The sequence below is a fragment of the Algibacter sp. L4_22 genome, from assembly GCF_023473045.1.
GTDB lineage: Bacteria > Bacteroidota > Bacteroidia > Flavobacteriales > Flavobacteriaceae > Algibacter.
In genome coordinates this window covers 811,947-832,330 of sequence record NZ_JAMCOK010000001.1, presented here as the reverse complement: position 1 = coordinate 832,330, position 20,384 = coordinate 811,947, and the positions used below count along the sequence as shown (strand labels likewise).

General features: G+C 34.1%; 17 protein-coding genes. 9 read left to right on the top strand and 8 right to left on the bottom strand.

Annotated features, from left to right (window positions below; genetic code table 11):
- Positions 1-1,464, top strand: a complete 1,464-nt coding sequence (locus M4I23_RS03490) for a glutamate synthase subunit beta (RefSeq protein WP_158846885.1) — start codon at positions 1-3, stop codon at positions 1,462-1,464.
- Between the two features lie 73 nt (positions 1,465-1,537).
- Here the strand turns inward: M4I23_RS03490 and fbp are convergent, their stop codons facing one another.
- Entirely contained in the window at positions 1,538-2,545 is a 1,008-nt protein-coding gene (gene fbp / locus M4I23_RS03485; protein WP_158846883.1) for a class 1 fructose-bisphosphatase, read from the bottom strand.
- 124 nt (positions 2,546-2,669) lie between these two features.
- Between fbp and M4I23_RS03480 the strand changes: the two genes are divergently transcribed.
- Genes M4I23_RS03480 through M4I23_RS03470 form a run of 3 tightly spaced genes read left to right on the top strand, consistent with a single transcriptional unit; the run spans position 2,670 to position 6,296 of the window.
- Positions 2,670-3,155, top strand: coding sequence for a GNAT family N-acetyltransferase (locus M4I23_RS03480; RefSeq protein ID WP_158846881.1), 486 nt, complete (start codon positions 2,670-2,672; stop codon positions 3,153-3,155).
- 26 nt (positions 3,156-3,181) lie between these two features.
- Positions 3,182-4,432 carry an aspartate kinase gene (locus M4I23_RS03475; protein WP_249753457.1) on the top strand — a complete coding sequence of 417 codons (1,251 nt, stop codon included), beginning with the start codon at positions 3,182-3,184 and terminating at the stop codon, positions 4,430-4,432.
- A 31-nt stretch (positions 4,433-4,463) separates the two neighbouring features.
- Positions 4,464-6,296 (top strand): lysophospholipid acyltransferase family protein, encoded by a 1,833-nt coding sequence (locus tag M4I23_RS03470; protein WP_199269916.1) that lies wholly within the window; start codon positions 4,464-4,466, stop codon positions 6,294-6,296.
- 73 nt (positions 6,297-6,369) lie between these two features.
- On the opposite strand, the gene M4I23_RS03465 is transcribed toward M4I23_RS03470, so the two are convergent.
- The 6 genes from M4I23_RS03465 to dgt all read right to left on the bottom strand — a co-directional run bounded on the left by M4I23_RS03465 (position 6,370) and on the right by dgt (position 10,974).
- Positions 6,370-6,768, bottom strand: a complete 399-nt coding sequence (locus tag M4I23_RS03465) for an NINE protein (RefSeq protein WP_158846877.1) — start codon at positions 6,766-6,768, stop codon at positions 6,370-6,372.
- Positions 6,769-6,836: 68 nt separating this feature from the next.
- Positions 6,837-7,601, bottom strand: a complete 765-nt coding sequence (locus M4I23_RS03460) for a sulfite exporter TauE/SafE family protein (protein WP_158846875.1) — start codon at positions 7,599-7,601, stop codon at positions 6,837-6,839.
- 32 nt (positions 7,602-7,633) lie between these two features.
- Complete coding sequence (locus M4I23_RS03455; RefSeq protein WP_158846873.1) at positions 7,634-8,017, bottom strand: VOC family protein; 384 nt, start codon at positions 8,015-8,017, stop codon at positions 7,634-7,636.
- Between the two features lie 35 nt (positions 8,018-8,052).
- Entirely contained in the window at positions 8,053-8,508 is a 456-nt protein-coding gene (locus tag M4I23_RS03450) for a DUF1801 domain-containing protein (protein WP_158846871.1), read from the bottom strand.
- 24 nt (positions 8,509-8,532) lie between these two features.
- The gene (locus M4I23_RS03445; RefSeq protein WP_249753456.1) at positions 8,533-9,468 is read right to left on the bottom strand and encodes a 2-hydroxyacid dehydrogenase; all 936 of its coding nucleotides are present in this window, start codon (positions 9,466-9,468) and stop codon (positions 8,533-8,535) included.
- Between the two features lie 165 nt (positions 9,469-9,633).
- On the bottom strand, positions 9,634-10,974 hold the full coding sequence (gene dgt / locus M4I23_RS03440) for a dGTP triphosphohydrolase (protein ID WP_249753455.1): 1,341 nt from the start codon (positions 10,972-10,974) through the stop codon (positions 9,634-9,636).
- A gap of 166 nt (positions 10,975-11,140) precedes the next feature.
- On the opposite strand from dgt, the gene M4I23_RS03435 reads away from it, so the two are divergent.
- From M4I23_RS03435 to M4I23_RS03425, 3 genes are all read left to right on the top strand, one after another.
- Positions 11,141-11,533: a carboxypeptidase-like regulatory domain-containing protein gene (locus M4I23_RS03435; protein WP_249753454.1), complete on the top strand. Its 393-nt coding sequence runs from the start codon at positions 11,141-11,143 to the stop codon at positions 11,531-11,533.
- A gap of 297 nt (positions 11,534-11,830) precedes the next feature.
- Positions 11,831-13,099, top strand: a complete 1,269-nt coding sequence (locus M4I23_RS03430) for a hypothetical protein (RefSeq protein WP_158846863.1) — start codon at positions 11,831-11,833, stop codon at positions 13,097-13,099.
- 79 nt (positions 13,100-13,178) lie between these two features.
- The gene (locus M4I23_RS03425) at positions 13,179-16,004 is read left to right on the top strand and encodes a TonB-dependent receptor (RefSeq protein WP_249753453.1); all 2,826 of its coding nucleotides are present in this window, start codon (positions 13,179-13,181) and stop codon (positions 16,002-16,004) included.
- A gap of 78 nt (positions 16,005-16,082) precedes the next feature.
- Here M4I23_RS03425 and M4I23_RS03420 read toward each other — a convergent pair whose 3' ends face one another.
- Positions 16,083-16,397 (bottom strand): nicotinic acid mononucleotide adenyltransferase, encoded by a 315-nt coding sequence (locus tag M4I23_RS03420; protein WP_158846859.1) that lies wholly within the window; start codon positions 16,395-16,397, stop codon positions 16,083-16,085.
- Positions 16,398-16,781: 384 nt separating this feature from the next.
- Here M4I23_RS03420 and M4I23_RS03415 point away from each other — a divergent pair, with 384 nt between their 5' ends.
- Entirely contained in the window at positions 16,782-17,972 is a 1,191-nt protein-coding gene (locus M4I23_RS03415) for a porin (protein WP_249753452.1), read from the top strand.
- A gap of 72 nt (positions 17,973-18,044) precedes the next feature.
- Entirely contained in the window at positions 18,045-20,351 is a 2,307-nt protein-coding gene (locus M4I23_RS03410; protein ID WP_158851649.1) for an inorganic phosphate transporter, read from the top strand.
- The last annotated feature ends 33 nt before the right edge of the window (positions 20,352-20,384 follow it).

Below are 20,384 nucleotides of genomic sequence, written 5' to 3'. Positions count from 1 at the left end.
ATGGGAAAAGTAACAGGATTTAAAGAATTTGAAAGACAAGACGAAACTTACGCGCCCGTAGCAGACCGTGTAAAAAACTATAAAGAATTTACCATACCATTAAAAGAAGAAGAGATTACCAAACAAGGATCTCGTTGTATGGATTGTGGAATTCCTTTTTGCCATAGTGGTTGCCCACTTGGTAATTTAATACCAGATTTTAACCATATGGTGCACCAAGGTGAATGGCATAAAGCTTCTTGGTTATTGCACTCTACAAACAATTTTCCAGAGTTCACAGGTCGTTTATGTCCTGCTCCTTGCGAAAAATCGTGTGTACTAGGTATAATTGAAGATCCCGTTTCTATTGAAAATATTGAAAAAAGCATTGTAGAACGTGCCTTTAAAGAAGGCTGGATAAAACCACAACCACCTAAAACGAGAACAGGAAAAGCAGTTGCCGTTGTAGGTTCTGGTCCTGCTGGCCTAGCTACAGCACAACAATTAAATAGAGCCGGACACACCGTTACTGTTTTTGAACGTGACGATGAAGTTGGAGGTTTATTACGCTACGGAATTCCTAATTTCAAAATGGAAAAAGGAGTTATCGATCGTCGTGTAAAAATATTAGAAGCTGAGGGCATCATATTTAAAACCAATGTAAATGTTGGTGTAAATTATAATGTTAAAGATTTAAAAGCATTCGATTCTATAGTATTATGTGGTGGAGCAACCGAAAGACGTAGCTTACCAACACAAGGTATTGATGCCGATGGCGTGGTACAAGCTATGGACTTTTTAACTCAAGAAACTAAAGTGTTATTTGGTAAAGAAGTAAAAAATCAAGTATTAGCAACCGATAAACATGTTATTGTAATTGGTGGTGGTGATACAGGATCAGATTGTGTTGGAACCTCTAACCGTCAAGGAGCAACATCGGTAGTTAATTTTGAAATTATGCCGAAACCACCTGGACACCGTTCTCCAACTACACCTTGGCCATTTTGGCCATTGCAGTTAAAAACGTCTTCTTCTCATCAAGAAGGTGTAGAACGTAACTGGTTGATCAACACCAAAGAATTCATAAAAGATGAAAATGGTAAATTAACAGCTTTAAAAACAGTAAATGTTGAATGGAAAATGGTTCCTGGCGAACGTCCACAACTTATTGAAATTGCTGGTACAGAAAAAACTTGGCCTTGTGATTTAGCTTTATTAGCATTAGGTTTTACTGGCCCAGAAAGCACATTAGCCGATAAGTTAGGTATTAAAAAAGATGCCCGTTCTAATTACAAAGCAGAATACGGCAAATACCAAACTAACGTTCCAAACATATTTGCTGCTGGCGATATGCGCCGTGGACAGTCTCTAATTGTATGGGCTATTTCTGAAGGTCGTGAGGCTGCTAGACAAGTAGATATTTATTTAATGGGTAAATCTAATTTACCTACGAAAGATATGAGTGGTGATTTAGTTGCTATGTAATCTTTAATAAAATATTAATGTAAAAAAAATGCGAGCCTAATAGCTCGCATTTTTTTATTATAAAAAGTATTTCTTATTTAGCATTTTTCATAAACTCTTCAGCCTTCTTAACCATATTTTTACTACCGCAAATAAACGGTACACGTTGGTGAAGCTCTGTTGGATCTACATCCATAGTTCTCGTAAAACCGTCACTAGCAAAACCATTAGCTTGCTCTGCTAAAAAGGCCATTGGGTTACATTCGTAAAGCAAACGTAGTTTACCATCTGGATTCTTAGAACTTTGTGGGTAAAGATATATACCACCTTTTATCATATTTCTATGAAAATCGGATACCAAAGACCCTATATATCTAGAAGTATAAGGTCTATCTCCTTCTTCTTCTTGACAATATTTTATATAATTTTTTACACCTTGAGGAAAATGAACATAGTTACCTTCATTTACTGAATAAATATTTCCATCTTCAGGGAATTCCATATCAGGATGCGACAAGTAAAACGATCCAATCGCAGGGTTTAAAGTAAAACCATTAACACCATCTCCTGTTGTGTAAACCAACATAGTAGAAGTGCCGTAAACCACGTAACCAGCAGCGACTTGCTTACTTCCTTTTTGCAAAAAATCTTCAAGAGTAACAGGTGTTCCTACTGGAGTTACACGTCTGTAAATAGAAAAAATAGTTCCAACCGAAACATTTACATCAATATTTGATGACCCATCCAAAGGATCAATAAGTACAATATATTTATTCTGATGATTTTCATCTTGGCTATTTATAGAAATAAAATCATCCTCTTCCTCACTTGCAATTCCACAAACAATATTTCTTTTAGTTAACGTTTGTATAAACTTATCGTTTGCGTAAACATCCAGTTTTTGTTGATCTTCTCCTTGAATATTAGTGTCACCAGCGGCACCAATAATATCAACTAATCCTGCCTTATTTACTTCATGATTTACAACTTTTGCCGCCAATCTAATAGAATTCAAAAGGCTTGATAATTCACCTGAAGAATATTTAAACGATGACTGATTTTCAATAATAAACTCTCCTAAAGTTTGTTTTTTGTGAGACATAAAAGTGTTTTGTTTTGTTTATACAAATATCTATAAAAATTAGGAAACTACAACGTTTTCGTTAAAGTTATATACCCAAACATATTTAACTTTAAAGTATATTTGAAAAAATATAATGTTCATTATGGATTTTACAATAAGAAATGCAAAAAAAGAGGATATGCCACAAGTGCTCCATCTAATCAACGAGTTAGCTGTGTTCGAAAAAGAACCAGATGCTGTTGAAGTTACCTTAACAGATTTAGAGAATGATGGCTTTGGAATACATCCTGCATTTCACTGTTTTGTTGCAGAAGCTGATAAAAAAGTAGAAGGTATTGCCCTTGTTTACAACCGTTACTCGACATGGAAGGGTAAAATAATTCATTTAGAAGATTTAATTGTAAATCAGAAAATGAGGGGTACAGGTATGGGGACAGCACTTTTAGATGAAGTTGTTAAATACGGTCATAAAAAAGGCGTTAAGCGCATAAACTGGGAAGTTATTGACTGGAACGAACCAGCCATTGCATTCTATGAAAAAAAAGGAGCAAACGTTATGCGCGATTGGGATGTAGTTCAATTAGATGAAGCAGCTATAAAGACGTATATCGAAAAATTGAAAGCGTAACGATCTATTAAACAAAACAACTAAACATGCAAGTCTATAAATTCGGTGGTGCCTCGGTAAAAGATGCTAATGGAGTAAAAAACATAGCTTCTGTTTTGCAAAAGGTGGGCTATAAAAATACATTAATAGTAGTTTCCGCTATGGGAAAAACCACCAATGCTTTAGAACTTGTGATTAAGAATTATTTCGAAAACAAGTCCGAATTACAAAGCGCATTGCAAGAGGTTAAAAAATTTCATAATGAAATTTTATTAGATTTATTTCCTAACGAAAACCATATTATCTTCTCAAAAATAGATGCATTTTTCGGTGAATTAAATCAATTTTTAATTAGTAACAAATCTCCAGATAATAGTTTTGTTTACGACCAAGTTATAGGTTTTGGTGAGCTTGTTTCAACAACCATAATTAGCGAGTACTTAAACCAAATAGGCCTCAATAATAATTGGATAGATGTTCGAACTCATATAAAAACCGATAATTATTATCGTCGAGCAAATGTAAACTGGGAAACCACTCAACAGCTTATATCAAATACATTTAACCCTTCTATTTTAAATATCACACAAGGTTTTCTAGGTAGTGACGCCAACAATTTCACCACGACATTAGGCAGAGAAGGCAGCGATTACACAGCGGCTATTTACGCCTATTGTTTAAACGCCGAAAGGGTAACGATTTGGAAAGATGTTCCTGGCCTTTTAAACGCCGATCCACGTTATTTTGAAAACGCACAATTACTTAACAATATATCATATAGAGAAGCGATAGAATTGGCCTTTTATGGCGCATCGGTTATTCATCCAAAAACTTTACAGCCATTGCAGGGAAAAGAAATTCCGTTATACGTAAAATCATTTTTGAATCCAGAATCTAACGGAACAAAAATTGGTAAAAACATCTCTTTAGACCCCAAGATTCCTTGTTTTATAGTAAAGAAGAATCAGGTTTTAATATCACTTTCATCCTTAGATTTTTCATATATTGTTGAAGAAAACATTAGCGATATTTTTAGACTTTTACATCAGTATAAAATGAAAGTAGACCTTCTGCAAAATTCGGCTATAAGTTTTTCAGTTTGTATCGAAAACAATTACAATAATCTCGATAAATTATTACATCATTTAAAGTCAAAATTTAAAGTGGTTTGCAACCAAAACGTATCACTTTACACCATTCGACATTATAACGAAACGGCCATAAATAAAATTGAAGCAGATAAAACCGTGTTATTAAAACAATTAACTCAAGAAACCGTTCAAGTAGTTACTATATAATTTAAGCACATATTTTAGTACATTTACAGCCATGACGAAAGCAACAAACATAGGCTTAGTTACACCCAAAGAAGTAGCCAAAGCAATAAAACTAGACAAATATGGTTTTATTGGCACTTTTATTGGCTGGCTACTAATGAAAGCACTCAAAATATCGACTATAAATAAGGTTTACAAGCGTAATAATCATCTTGAAGGCGTCGAGTTTTTAGACAAAATTTTAGAAGAATTTCAAATTAAATTCGAAATACCAGAAGAAGATTTTAAACGACTACCTAAAAACGGTGCTTATATAACGGTTTCAAACCACCCATTGGGCGGTATTGATGGCGCTTTACTTTTAAAATTAATGCTTGAACAGCGTGATGATTTTAAAATAATAGCCAATTTTTTATTACATCGTATTCAACCGATGAAACCTTATATGATGCCTGTAAACCCTTTCGAGGATAGGAAAGACATAAAATCGAGTATCGCAGGTTTTAAAAACGCTATTTTACATGTACGTGCCGGCCATCCGTTAGGCTTATTTCCTGCAGGCGAGGTTTCTACTTATAGAGACGGTAAACTAGTAGTCGATAAGCCTTGGGAAGAAGCAGCCATTAAATTAATAAAGCATGCCGAAGTACCGGTGGTTCCCATATACTTTCACGCCAAAAACAGTCAATTATTTTATAAGCTTTCTAAAATTAGCGATATATTCCGAACTGCAAAATTACCGTCTGAGGTTGTTAGCCAAAAACGTCGCATTATAAAAGTTAGAATAGGAAAACCCATCTCGGTTGCCGATCAAAAAGAACATGTTTCGTTAGAGGATTTCTCGAACTTCTTAAGAAAAAAGACTTACATGCTATCTAATTCTTTTGAACATAAATCAAAAATATTAGATAACATCTCTTCGACTCTAAAAACACCAAAAGCACCTAAAAACATTATTACTCCTGTTGATTCTGGAATTATGATTAAAGAGGTAGAAGCTCTTAGAGAGTGCGATTCTAGACTTTTAGAAAGTAAAAATTACGAAGTGTTTTTGGCGCAAGCTAAGGATACACCAAATATACTTCGCGAAATTGGCCGTTTACGTGAAATCACCTTTCGGGAGGTAGGTGAAGGCACCAATGAAGCTATTGATTTAGATGACTTCGACCAATATTATCACCATATGTTTTTATGGGATCGTGAGCGCAACATACTCGCCGGTGCTTATAGAATGGGCTTAGGTTCTCAGATATTTGAAAAATATGGGATAGACGGATTTTATCTTCAAGATTTATTTAGATTCGAGCCTGAATTATATAAAATGATGAGCCAATCTATAGAAATGGGGCGTGCTTTCATTATTAAAGAATATCAACAAAAACCAATGCCATTATTTTTACTTTGGAAAGGTATTGTGCACATTACGTTGCGCTTTCCTGAGCATAAATTTTTAATTGGAGGGGTAAGTATAAGTAATCAGTTTTCTAATTTCTCAAAATCGTTGATGATTGAGTTTATGAAATCGCATTACTACGATCCATACATCGCGCAATACGTGCACCCTAAAAAAGAATTTAAGGTTAAGTTGAAAGATGCCGATAAAGATTTTGTTTTCGATGAAACGGAAGCCGATTTAAATAAATTTGATAAACTTATTGACGAGATAGAGCCAGGTGCACTACGTATGCCGGTACTGCTTAAAAAGTATATAAAACAGAATGCCAGATTAGTAGCATTTAACGTAGACCCATTATTTAATAATGCTGTAGATGGTTTGATGTATATAAAAATTGCCGATTTACCAGACAGCACCGTTAGACCTGTAATGGAAGAGTTTCAAGCAGAATTGGAACGAAAGTTTACCGAAAACAACGGCGTTTCTTAAAGCTATAATATTTTGAAAACAAAAAAGCTGAAACATAAATGTTTCAGCTTTTTTTATATTTTACTGATTAAAATTAAAACCAGCCTTTTTTACCAACTTGGTAAGTATTGTAAAACTCTTCATCAGATTTAGTTAAATAGATGATTCCTTCTATAAACGGAATAATACTTGCTATACCACAAGTAACAAATGTAGCTACAAGCTGAATAATACCTTCTTTAGTATATCCTAAGATAAATTTATGGATTCCTAAGCTACCAATTAAAATAGCTACAATACCTGCAACTAATTTTTTGTTTTCACCACCTAGCACTTCGTTTGCACCTTTTGCAAAATCTGAAGCTGCTTCTTTAGCTTCTCCTGCAAATTCTCCAGCTTTTTCGTTTACCGTATCGGCTGCTTTTTTTGCACCATCTTTAGCATCGCCTAACATATCGTTAAGATCGTCGCCCAAATTTTTTTCGTCTGACATTGTTATAAGTTAAAATTTATTAAGTGTTAAAGGTAATAAAAAAATCAATCTGTTTAAATCACTAATAATTAACTAAATAACAATATTACACCACCAACAGCAGTAACAATTAAGATAAAACGTCTATAGTTTACATTAGAAACAAATTTCACGATATAAGTACCGAGGAAAAACCCACCAATAACTACTGGTATTAAAACAGAATCTAACACCAAGGTCTCTTTAGTAACCGTGCCCCAAACAAAGACATGAAATGGAAGCTTAAACACATTTATTATAAAAAACAACCAGGCGGCTGTACCAATAAATTCATTTTTGGGAAATCGCATGGCAAGAAAATAAATATTTGCGACTGGGCCTGCCAAATTACCAATCATAGTTGTAAAACCAGCCATAAAACCCGTTCCTGCAGAAAACCATTTATTATCTGGTACAGTCTCAGATTTTCTACGTTCGGTATAAATCATAATTAAAACCGAGGCTATAATGATTATGGCCATAAGCCTTTTAAAGATTAATTCTGAAATATCATTACCAACCCAAACACCAACGAGAACACCAACAATCATCCATGGAATAAGTTTTTTAACAATATGCCATTGTGCATGTTGATTATAATAAACTACTGCAAAAATATCGGCACAAATAAGCATAGGAACCAAAACACCTGTCGATGCTTTTTCTCCAAATACAAAAGCCATAATAACCACAATAATAATCCCGATACCTTTAATTCCCGATTTAGACATCCCGAGTAAAAACATAGCAGAACCCATGGCAACCCATTGTAAAACTGATAAATTATAAGCCTGAAGAATTTCTAAGTAAGTCAATTAAAATGAAGTTGCAGAGTTGTACTGCGAATTTACAAAAAAGCACTATCGTTAGGTTCCCAAAGTTCAATTTTATTACCGTCGTTATCTAAAATCCAGCCAAATTTTCCGTATTCATATTCTTCAACTTTGCCAACGATGGTAACACCTTCTTCTTTTAAAACTTTAAGCAACTCATGCAAATTTTCCACACGGTAATTAAACATGAAATCTTTTTTTGACGGCTCGTAATATTTAGTATCCTCAGCAAATGGACTCCATTGTGTAGAACAATCTTTTCCTTCTTTATCTTTCCACCAAAAGGTACTACCATAATCGTCGGTATTAAAACCTAGATGTTTGCTGTACCAATCTTTTGATGCTTTTGGATCTTTGCTTTTAAAAAACAAACCGCCTATTCCTGTAACTCTTTTCATAGTTCTGCTTTTATTCCCTTGAAGACAGGGGGTTATTATTTCTTTATTGAATTCTCATAAAGCTCAATCCATTTCTTGGTAGAAACTTTTGCTGTTAATTCGCCAATAAGCTTAAATGGGATATCTTCCATTTTTTTAAACCGAAGGCAAACTTTACCCATATCCAACTTGTCTTTACTCTGTTTTTTATATTCTGAAACAAACCAATCCATAAGGTCTTTTTTAGCATAAAGCACCATACTATAAACAGCAATAAAGTTTTTTTGAGATGCCAAATTCATGAATGGCAATGGTAGTTTTGGGTTGCAATGATAACCGTTTGGATATACCGTATGCGGAATTACATAACCCAACATACCATAACTTATGGTTTCTTTAACCCCTTCTGGAAGATTTTTTAAAATTTGCTCACGAAGTTTATTAACCGGTACTTTTCGGTGGTCGGGTAATGCATCGAGGTATTGTTCGACTGTTGTAACTTTAGATGCCATGCATGTTATTTTGAAAACCTAAAGTTAACAAAATTTAGCGAGAATTTTATCGACAATAGTTTGAGCCAATTTCTCTTTACTTTCAATGGTCCAACCTGCAACATGAGGTGTTAATAGTACGTTTTCTGAATCTAATAAATATTGAAACGCTTCGGGTAATGTGTTTGAAAACAGATTCTCGAAAGATGCTTTTTCGTATTCTAAAACATCGAGTCCTGCACCTAAGATTTTTCCAGATTTTAGAGCAACCATTAAATCACTTGTCACCACACTTTTTCCGCGTGCTGTATTTATAAGCCAAAATGATTTTTTAATGGCATTTATAAATTCTGAATTTATCATGTTTACAGTAAGCGGCGTTTGCGGCGTGTGCAAGCTCACTACATCTACTTTTTCTTGAAACTCTGCTAATGTTACTTGTTTTGCGTTTGTATCTCCCACATTAGCTTTTATATCGTAACATAAAACCTCAACATCGAAACCTCTAAGTTTTTTCGCAAAGGCTTTCCCCATGTTTCCATAGCCTATTAACCCAACGGTTTTTCCATCTAGCTCAATGCCTCTATTAGCTTCGCGAAACCATTTGCCTTGGTGTACTTCGGCATCGGCTTTATTTAATTTATTGAATAAAGATAATAACATACCTAAACTATGCTCGCCAACGGCATTACGGTTACCTTCTGGTGCGGAAACTAAATACACACCTTTTTGTTCGGCATAATCGCAATCTATATTTTCTAGCCCTGCACCTACTCTACCAATAAACTTAAGGTTTGTTGCGGTATCGAGAAATTGCTTATCTATTGTAAAACGACTACGTAGTACAATACCATCATAATCACCAATTTTGGCTTCTATTTCAGCTTTTGTAGATGTATAATCTTCGTGATTTGTAAATCCTGCTTGTGCTAGTTTCTCAATTAATAATTCGTGATTGGTATCGAGGTGTAGAATTTTCATGAGATAAATTTATAATATTTTAATGACTAAAACTTAAGATTTAGCCGAATTTGCGTTAGGGATTGAACGGCTTGTTTGAGCTCTTTTTGTGTTGTTGCACCTATGCAACACAAAAAAGCGAGTAGTGAAAGCCCGACCCTTTTCGGGTAACGCCCAAACTATGGTTTAAAACCCTATTCCTTTTATTTTTTTGTACTCTAAAATGGCTTTACTATCGGACAGCAACGACACGTAATAACATACGCTAGATAGGCGTTCGTATAGGCTAATGCTCGTGGCGTTGATGTTTTTCGGTAGGCTTTTTAGTATGAGTTTATCGTAATTAGATGCGGTGTTGTTAAATCCATTATTTACTGCCGTGGCATAGGTATTTAGCAGCGTATTTATTACGCCATAACCCGCGATTTCTTTATCGACAACCTCGGTGGATTGGTAAATATTATCGACACTAATTTTAATAATATCTTTTATTTGGGCTTCGTATTGGCTTTTATCGAGTAATCCGCAATCGAAAGTGCCGTTTAAAATAGCGTCCTCATTTTCCATAAATATGGTTACGGCTTCGTTTATTAGTGAGCCAATGGCCAGCGCGCGTAGATAACCTATGCGGTCTTCTTTAGTTGAAAGCGCATAATAATTTTCTCGTTTTATGTTATGACGAATAATTTTTGAAAGGTATTCTAGCGCATATTCTTCTTGAATGAGCCCAAGGTTTATACCATCTTCAAAATCGATTATGGTGTAACAAATATCATCGGCAGCTTCTACTAAAAACGCTAATGGATGGCGTGAATAACTTAGGTCTGTTTCACTTCGTTTTAGTAAACCAAGTTCGTTTGCTACATCTTGAAAGGCGTCTTTTTCACTTTGGAAAAAACCGTATTTTTTATCGGCTATATGTTTTGTTGGTTTTTTAGGTAACGACTCTTTTGGGTATTTCATGAAAGCACCAAGTGTGGCGTAACAAAGCCTTAGTCCTCCTAAACGACCAACTCTATCTTCGGTTAAAATCTTGAATCCGTTAGCATTACCTTCAAAATCGCAAAGATCTTGATATTCTTTATCGGTTAATTGGTTTTGAAAACTCTTGCCTTTACCGGTTATGAAGTATTCGCCTATTGCTTTTTCTCCCGAATGCCCAAAAGGTGGGTTTCCAATATCGTGTGCCAAAGCTGCCGCAGCTACAATAGCGCCAAAATCGTTGGCTTGATAACCTAATGAGCTTTGTAGGTGTGGGTGTTTTTCTAATAATTTTTTACCAACCAAACGGCCAAGCGATCGGCCAACAACACTAACTTCTAAACTGTGCGTAAGTCTGGTGTGTACAAAATCGGTTTCGGATAAAGGGATTACCTGAGTTTTATCTTGTAAACTTCTAAATTCTGATGAAAAAATAACGCGATCATAGTCTACTTCAAAGCCTAAACGAGTTTCGTCTTGCTCTTTTCTAATGCGTTTATTGGTGTCGCCAAAGCGTTTTAAGGATAGTAATTGCTCCCAGTTCATGGTGAAAATTTATGTGCAGGCAAGATAACATTTCCTATTAAAAAATAAATAAAAATTCGCTTAACATTAGCGTAACCTTTTAATTACGGTTGTTTAATATTTACATAACATTAATATTACGTTCATGCTTTTATTTTGCAGAGCAAAATTTATTTATTAAAATTCAATGAAACATCTTTTTTTAATTATAGCTTTTTTAACATCAGTAATGTCGTTTGCTCAAGATGACACTTCTATTAATGGTAACGTATTAGATTTAGAATCTAATAATGCGCCCTTAGAAATGGCTCGTATCTCTATTAACGAAACGGGAGATAAAGCAATATCTGATGAATACGGTAACTTTAAATTTGAGCGTTTAAGTCCTGGGACTTATACAGTATCACTTAGTTTTGTAGGTTACGAAACTAAAACGATGGAAGTTAAAGTAGCTGCCAACCGTACTACACAAATTAAAGAATCGCTAGGCGCTAACACTTTATCTTTAGAAGATTTAATGTTAACCTTAGCAAGCGCAGATAATAATGAAACGTCCAACATTACTACTACTAGTAACTAAAACGTTTTTTATAAAATATTTTAAAAACAGCCTTCGTTTAACGGAGGCTGTTTTTTTTATGCTTTTATTTTATAGAATAGCTTTGCATATTTTAATTCATCAAAAGCTTTCAATCTAGCAAAATAACTTTTTAATGTTAACTCAATGTAACCAACTATTAACATTTAGAAACACTTAGGTAACGTTTTTATAACACTTTTGTTACGGTTGTTTAATCTTGAATTAACATCATTTTAAGAATGTGGTGGTTTCTTTGCCGAAAGAATAAACTAAAAAAAATATCAAAATTTAAATCTCATGAAAAAAATAATTTTACCTCTTTTAATGGTATCAACTCTAGTATTTACTGGTTGTCTTAAAGATGATGATACACCAATTATAATAGAAGAAGTTACAATTATCCAAAACGGTGATGGCTCTACAAGTACAACTGAAACAGTTGCTGTTACTGGTGCGATTACTGAGGACACAACTTGGACAAACGATAAAATTTACGAATTAAACCAAAAAGTTGTTGTAGATAATGGAGCAACTTTAACTATTGAAGCTGGAACCATTATTAAGGGAACTTCAGGAACAGGTTCTTTAGCTTCTGCTTTAATTATTGCGAGAGGTTCTAAAATAAATGCTGAAGGAACTTCTACTAGCCCAATTATTTTTACTTCTACAAGTGATAATATCGATGCTGGTGAAACTGCTGGTACAAACTTAGACGAAAGCAATAGAGGTCTTTGGGGTGGATTAATTATTTTAGGTAACGCTCCAGGTTCTTTTAAAGGAGATTTAGTTGAAGTACAAATTGAAGGAATTCCTGCTGATGATACTTTTGGTCTATACGGTGGAACTGATGCTGCAGATAACTCTGGCGTTCTTAAATACATCTCTATCCGTCATGGTGGGGCTTTAATTGGTGAAGGAAACGAAATTAACGGTTTAACACTTGGTGGTGTTGGTAACGGAACTGTAATTGAAAATATTGAAGTTCTTGCTAATGTTGATGATGGTGTTGAGTTTTTTGGAGGAACAGTAAACGTAACAAACGTATTAGTTTGGGGACAAGGCGATGATGCTATTGATATCGACCAAGCTTACTCTGGAACTATTGACAATGTTGTAGTTGTTTTAGGAGACGCCTCTGATCATGCTTTTGAAGTTGATGGTCCCGAAGGAACTTCTACAGGTTCTTTTACTTTACAAAATGCAACCATTATTGGAAACAGCGTTACTCCTAACGGTGAATATGCCGATTACAGAAGTGCAGCAATGGGAGCAACAAATAATGTTTACGCTTACGGTTTTAAAGCTGATTCTGATATTGAATTAGATAACGATGGTGTTGCTACAAACTACAACGATACTTTATTAACATTCTCTGCTTGGGAAATTGTGTTACCAGAAGGTGTAACAGATGTTACAACTATTTTTGTAAACAAAGCAGAAACCGTTGATGCTCCAGGTTTTGGATCTGAAGGAACAGCTGTAACTAAAGGGTCTCAAACAGTAGGTGCTACTACTTCTGAGTTTAACTGGACTTACGCTGTAATCGAAGGAGGTTTAGCACTATAAGCTTAATTCAATTCTATTTTAAAAACATAATTTACTACTGCTTGCTTTTATGGCGGGCAGTAGTTTATAAATTATATATATGAAAAATATTTTTATAGTTCTTTCGCTTTTTTTAACTTCATTTTTAAGTTTGAATGCTCAGGGAACTGTTGCTGGAAATGTGCTAGACGGTGAGTACAACAACGAGCCAATGGCCTTTGCCAACATTTTAGTAAAAGGCACTACAACAGGTACAACATCAGACTTTGATGGTAAATACCAATTGTCTTTAGATGCTGGAACTTACACGCTAATCTTTTCTTTCGTTGGATACGAATCCAAAGAAATTAGTGATATTGTTATTAAAAATGGACAAGTATTTGATTTAGATGTTATTTTAAAATCCAATTCTTTAGACGAAATTGTAATTACTACAAGTGCAAAAAGAAATACTGAAAATGCTGTATTAAACATTCAGAAAAAATCGGTTACCCTTTTAGATGGTTTATCTGCACAAAGCATTAAATCTAGTGGAGCAAGTAACATTGCTGCTGCAGTAAAATCTGTTCCTGGTGTTTCTGTAGAAGGTGGTAAATACGTTTATGTACGTGGTCTTGGAGATCGTTACACAAAAACAACTTTAAATGGTGTTGATATTCCGGGTTTAGATCCTGACAGAAACACAATCCAAATGGATGTTTTCCCTACAAGTATTATCGACAATATTATTGTTATAAAATCTGCCGCAGCAGAATTTCCTGCAGATTTTACTGGTGGTGTTGTAGATATTATCACTAAAGATTTCCCAACAAAATTTGAAGCTTCATTATCTCTTGGTGCTGGCTTTAACCCTAGCATGCACGGAAAAAGTAATTTTTTAATAGGAAATTCTAGTAGTACAGATTTTTTTGGTTATGATGATAACTCTCGAAGCCGACCAATTCACAGATACCAAAATATTCCTGGAACTTTTGATAATAGAGGTTTATTAACAACCCTTACAGGGCGTTTTGATAGTCAATTAAGAGCGCAAGAGGAGACAAGTAAACCTAACTTTAATTTTGGCTTTACAATAGGCGATCAATTTGAGGTTGGCGAAAATGACAAATTTGGATACTTAGCTTCGTTTTCATACAAAAACAGTACAACATTTTACGAAAACCGTGTAGATGGCGCTTACTCAATAGATGCTAACGATAAATCAAATAACGAGTTAGTTGCAGATAGAACATCTAATGGTCGTGAAGGTATTAACAATGTGCTTGTTAACGGGCTTGTAGGTTTAACCTATAAAACTCAAAATTCAAAATACCGTGTTAATGTACTTCATATTCAAAATGGAGAATCTACTGGTGGCTTCTTTAACCAAGTTGTAGCGCAAGGTGGTTCTGGTTCTGGTTCTGGTTACGAGCCTTTAACAAAAGATGCGATTACTTATACAGAGCGTTCGGTAACTAATATTCTTTTAAACGGAAAACACTCTTTTGGAGCTAAAAACGAATGGGATTTTGAGTGGAAATTATCTCCTACAATCTCTAAAGTTCACGATTTAGACCATAGAGTAACACCTTTACAACAATCACAATCTGGAGATTACTTTATTAGTGCTTCTGCAGCAACTTTCCCAATTAGAATCTGGCGTTTTTTACAAGAAGAAAACTGGGCTGGTAAAATAGATTTAAGTAAAAAATATGAATTATTCGGAAAGCCTGCTAAAGTAAAATTTGGTGGTGGCCATACTTATAAATTTAGAGATTTTAGTGTAGATGATTGGACGTTTGATAATAACGGTACATCTGTTCTAAACGGAAACCCTGATAATATTTTAGCAACAGAAAACCTTTGGAGTAGAGATAACACAAACGGTACATACTTAATTTCTGGTGATATTTTTAACCCAAATGATGCTTATGAAGGTGAGCAACATATTTCTTCAACTTATATTTCTAACGAGTTTAATATTTCTGAAAAATTAAAATCTATTATAGGTTTAAGAGCAGAAATATTTACATCGTATTACACAGGACAAGATGGAACAGATTTATACAACAGATTTAAAGTAATTGATGTGTATGATTTATTTCCATCGGCTAACTTTATTTACGCCGTAACTGATCAATCTAACATTCGTACATCTTATTATAAAACTACGGCTAGACCTTCTTTTAAAGAAGCATCATTATCTCAAATTTTCGATCCTGTTACAGACCGTTTATTCATTGGTAATATCGATTTAAAACCAACGTATGTAAACAACTTCGACTTAAGATTTGAAAACTTTGGAGATGCTGGCGCTATGTTTGCTGTTAGTGCGTTCTTTAAAGATTTTACAGATCCTTTAGAAAAATCTTTCTTTGCTTCTGCTCCAACACAATTAACTATAGGTAACTTAGGTAGTGCTAAAGTTTACGGTGCTGAATTTGAATTTAGAAAAAACTTAGGTTTTATTACAGAAAGTTTAGAAGACTTAAAATTCACTTTAAACGTGTCGGTTACTGAGTCCGAATTAACGATGTCTGACGAAGAATTTAACTCTAGAACGGCAAATGCTCGTGACGGACAAACCATAGATCAAAAACGTGAATTACAAGGTCAAGCTCCATATTTAATAAACACGAGTTTAAACTATTCTAATTCGGATTTAGGTTTACAAACAGGTCTGTTTTTTAATATGCAAGGTGAAACTTTAGAAGTTGTTGGTTTAGGTGGTGTTCCTGATGTTTACACTAAACCATTTAAGAGTTTAAACTTTACCTTGAACAAAGCTTTTGGAGAGAACAAAAAATCTTCAATAGATATTAAAGTATCTAACATTTTAGGAAGCAATAGAGAAAGTGTTTATCAATCTTACAAAGCTCAAGACCAAATATTCTCTTTAAGAGAACCTGGCACTGAATTTTCTATTGGTTATGCATACAAATTCTAAAAGAATTATATTATAAAAGTAAAACGCCTAAAACAATATGTTTTAGGCGTTTTTTTTATACACTAATAGTATGGCTATCTACAACGTAGCAACGTTATTTTCATAACTCACTACTTTTTTCTTTCCGTCGATAAAGTGAATCCATTTACCAACTTTTTTACCATCTTGATAATACGCAACAGTTGTTTTTTCTCCAGCTTCATCAAAGCTAACCCATTTACCATCTAACTTACCATCTGCAGTAAAGGCACCTGTTTGGCTTACTTCACCATTATCGTGATAATAAATAGCGTCTATTTGGTTAGTTTCTTTATTTAAAGTTAAAGATTTTTCTTTTTGAGCAAAAGTCATTGATGTAAATAATGCTATTGCGATAATTAATATATTTTTCATTTTGTTTGGGTTTATTATTAATACGTCCTACACAAATATAAGAAACATTTTACACTCACACAACATTTACGTAACATTAATTTAACATTAAACCCATAAGCACCTGTTTTCAAGTGTTTTATATTTTTAAAACAATAACAGATTCTTAATAATTACTTAATATTAGCATTACATTACAATTAACATAATACAAGATATTTGTGTTTGTCTTCGGACAATTATTAGCAATTCATTTAATCTATTAGTTTTTGTCGACTACATTATAATGATTTCTAATGGGACTGCCTTAACTTAAGGCAGTCTTTTTTGTTTAAACTTAACAATAAGAAAACATTAATTTAACATTAGTATCGGTTCTTTGCAGCGACAAAAACTAATACTAATATGAAATGCAAACTTATCCTTCTTGGGGTATTGTTCTTTGTAATAACTTCATTACAAGCCCAAGAGATTAAATCGGGGAAATTCGGCAATGGAATTTTCAACGTTGTCGGAAAAGATAGTTCATGGACAATGAAAGTTGGACTGAGAGTACAACTTCTCGGTAGTTCTACCTGGGAAGATGGCGCGAAAAACGAAGCCAACTTCTTAATAAGACGGTCAAGACTAAAATTTAATGGTTTTGCTTACAGCCCAAAACTTAAATATAAAATTGAATTAGGGTTATCCAATAGAGACCAATCTGGAGCTTCAGAATTCACTAGTAATGCGCCTAGATATATTTTGGATGCGGTTTTAATGTGGAATTTCTATGAAAATTTCGAACTATGGTTCGGCCAAACAAAACTCCCAGGCAACAGAGAACGCGTTATTTCTTCTGCTAATTTACAACAAGTAGACCGCTCATTACTGAACAGTAGTTTTAATATAGATCGTGATTTTGGACTTCAATTAAGACATTATTTTAATATTACCCATCAATTTGTAGTAAAAGAAATTTTCTCTTTAGCACAAGGCGAAGGCAGGAACGTAACTACTGGAAACTTAGGCGGGCACCAATACACAGGACGTCTAGAACTTTTACCTTTTGGAAATTTCACGAGCAAAGGTGACTATAAAGGAGCCGATTTAAAGCGTGAACAAACACCAAAGTTAGCTTTAGGTATAAGTTACGATTATAACAATAATGCGGTAAAAACTAGAAGCAACCAAGGTTCTTACATGGAAACCGATACTGGTTTTTTTGAAACAAACATATCAACACTCTTTATTGATGCCATGTTTAAATACAAAGGCTTCTCATTTATGACTGAATATGCCGATAGAACTGCCGACAATCCTTTTGCAACAAACTCCGATGGTACTTTAACGGGAGATATCGTTCAAGTAGGTAAAGGTTTAAATTTACAATCTGGTTATTTACTTAAAAGCAATTGGGAAGTTTCTGGACGATACACTAACGTAACATTAGATAAAAAAATTACAGGTGAAACTGCAGAAAACCAATACACAATTGGACTTTCAAAATATATTGTTGGTCATAAATTAAAAATTCAAAGCGATTTAACTTACATGGATATTGCTAGCGGAAACAATAAACTCATGTATCGGTTACAATGCGATATACACTTTTAAAGAAATAACATTTACATAACACACTAAATTTATATAGTCATGATATTTGCAACCTTATTTCAACCAGACACTATGGATAATATCTATTTATACATGATTATCGCCCTTGCCATTCTTGCTGTTGCAGATTTGGTAGTTGGCGTTAGTAACGATGCAGTAAATTTTTTAAATTCTGCTATTGGCTCTAAAGCCGTTTCTTTTAAAACTATTATGATTGTTGCTAGTTTAGGCGTCGCCGTAGGTGCCGTGTTTTCTAGTGGAATGATGGAGGTTGCCAGAAAAGGAATTTTTAATCCAAGTGAATTTATGTTTAGTGAAATCATGATCATATTTATGGCCGTGATGATTACAGATATTCTCCTGCTTGATTTTTTCAACTCCGTTGGTATGCCAACATCCACCACAGTATCTATCGTTTTCGAATTATTGGGTGCTGCAGTCGCCATCTCATTAATAAAAATTGGTCATGATGGTGGCGATTTTACTGATGTGGTAAATTACATTAATACCTCCAAAGCCTCCCAGATTATATTCGGTATTCTACTCTCGGTGGTGGTCGCATTCTCTGTTGGTGCATTTGTTCAATGGGTATCAAGATTACTTTTATCTTATAATTTTGAAAGTAAAGCGCCATGGGTTGGTGCTCTATTTGGTGGTTTCGCTTTAACAGCGATTACTTATTTCATTTTTATGAAAGGATTAAAAGGAACATCATACGCTAAAGATTCTTTCGATATTTTAGGAGGACGTACTATGAACGATTTCTTGGAAGCCCAAGTCGCTTTAATAGTTTTAGTCAGTTTTGCATTTTGGTCATTATTATCATTAGCCGTTATTACTTTTCTTAAGGCTAATATTTATAAACTTATTATCTTAGTAGGTACTTTCGCCCTTGCTTTAGCCTTTGCTGGTAACGATTTAGTAAACTTTATTGGAGTACCAATTGCTGCCTATAATGCTTTTTTAGAATGGTCGGCCTCTGGAGTTCCGGCAACTCAATTCCCAATGGATGTTCTAGCAGAGAAAGTACCAACCAATAACTGGTTATTATTTGCTGCAGGAATGATTATGGTATTAACCTTGTGGTTTTCATCTAAAGCTAAAAACGTTGTAAAAACATCGTTAGATTTAGCCAGTCAAAGTGAAACAAAAGAACGCTTTGAGCCAAACTTCTTATCACGAGGTTTTGTTCGTTTAGCTCTTTTAATCTCGCAATTTACCAACCTTATATTACCCAAATCTTTACAAGATAAAATAGATAAACAATTTGAAGTTCCTGTAATAAAAGTTTCAAAAAACAAAACGGTAGAATTACCTGCTTTCGATTTAGTTAGAGCTGCCGTAAACTTAATGATTGCAGCCGTTTTAATTTCAATAGCTACATCTTATAAGTTACCGCTTTCTACAACCTACGTTACTTTTATGGTTGCCATGGGATCTTCACTTGCCGATAGGGCTTGGGGAGCAGAAAGTGCTGTTTACCGTGTTGCAGGTGTAATAAATGTTATTGGTGGATGGTTTTTCACTGCCTTTAGTGCCTTTTCTGCAGCAGCTTTAGTTGCTTACTTATTAAACTTGAACATTACAGTAATGTTTCCAATTTTATTAGTTGCAGCCTTTGCTTTACTTATTAGAAGTTCTATTGTTCATAATAAAAAATCTAAAGAAGTAAGCGCAGAAGACAGCTTAATAAAAGCTGAAAGCAGCTCTGTACAAGGAGTAATTCACGAAAGCGCAGGTAATATTGCAAGCGTTGTTAAACGTGGAAACAAGATCTATACAAATGCTATAAATGGTCTAGCTAAACAAGATTTACAATCTCTTAAAAAGAACCAGAAACAAGTAGCGAAACTATCTGTTGAAGTTGACGATTTACGTAATAACATTTTCTACTTCATTAAGAATTTAGATGAATCGAGTCTTGGAGCAAGTAACTTCTACATTAATGTTTTAGGCTATTTACAAGATATGGCACAATCTTTAGAATACATTTCTAAAGTAAGCTATAAGCATATTAACAACAATCACAAAAAACTTAAATTCAATCAAATTAAGGAATTAAAAGAAGTTGATATAGCGTTAGAGCAATTATTTTTTGACACAAAAACAGCTTTCGATTCTCGTTCATTTGAACAAATAGGAAAAATTTTAAGCAGAAAAGATGAAGTGTTTAATATTGTAACCGAAAAAATCCAGAAGCAAGTAGAACGTACTAGAACTGAAGAATCAAGTCCTAAAAACACGACTTTATACTTTAGTGTATTGTTAGAAACTAAGGATTTACTTAAGGCAACAATGAGCTTACTAGAAGAATATTATAACGCACATGATTCCTCGGTAAAACCGGCCACTATTTCTGGTTCTGAAGAAGAGGAATAATAAAAACGTAAAATTATAGTTCAAAAAAGCACC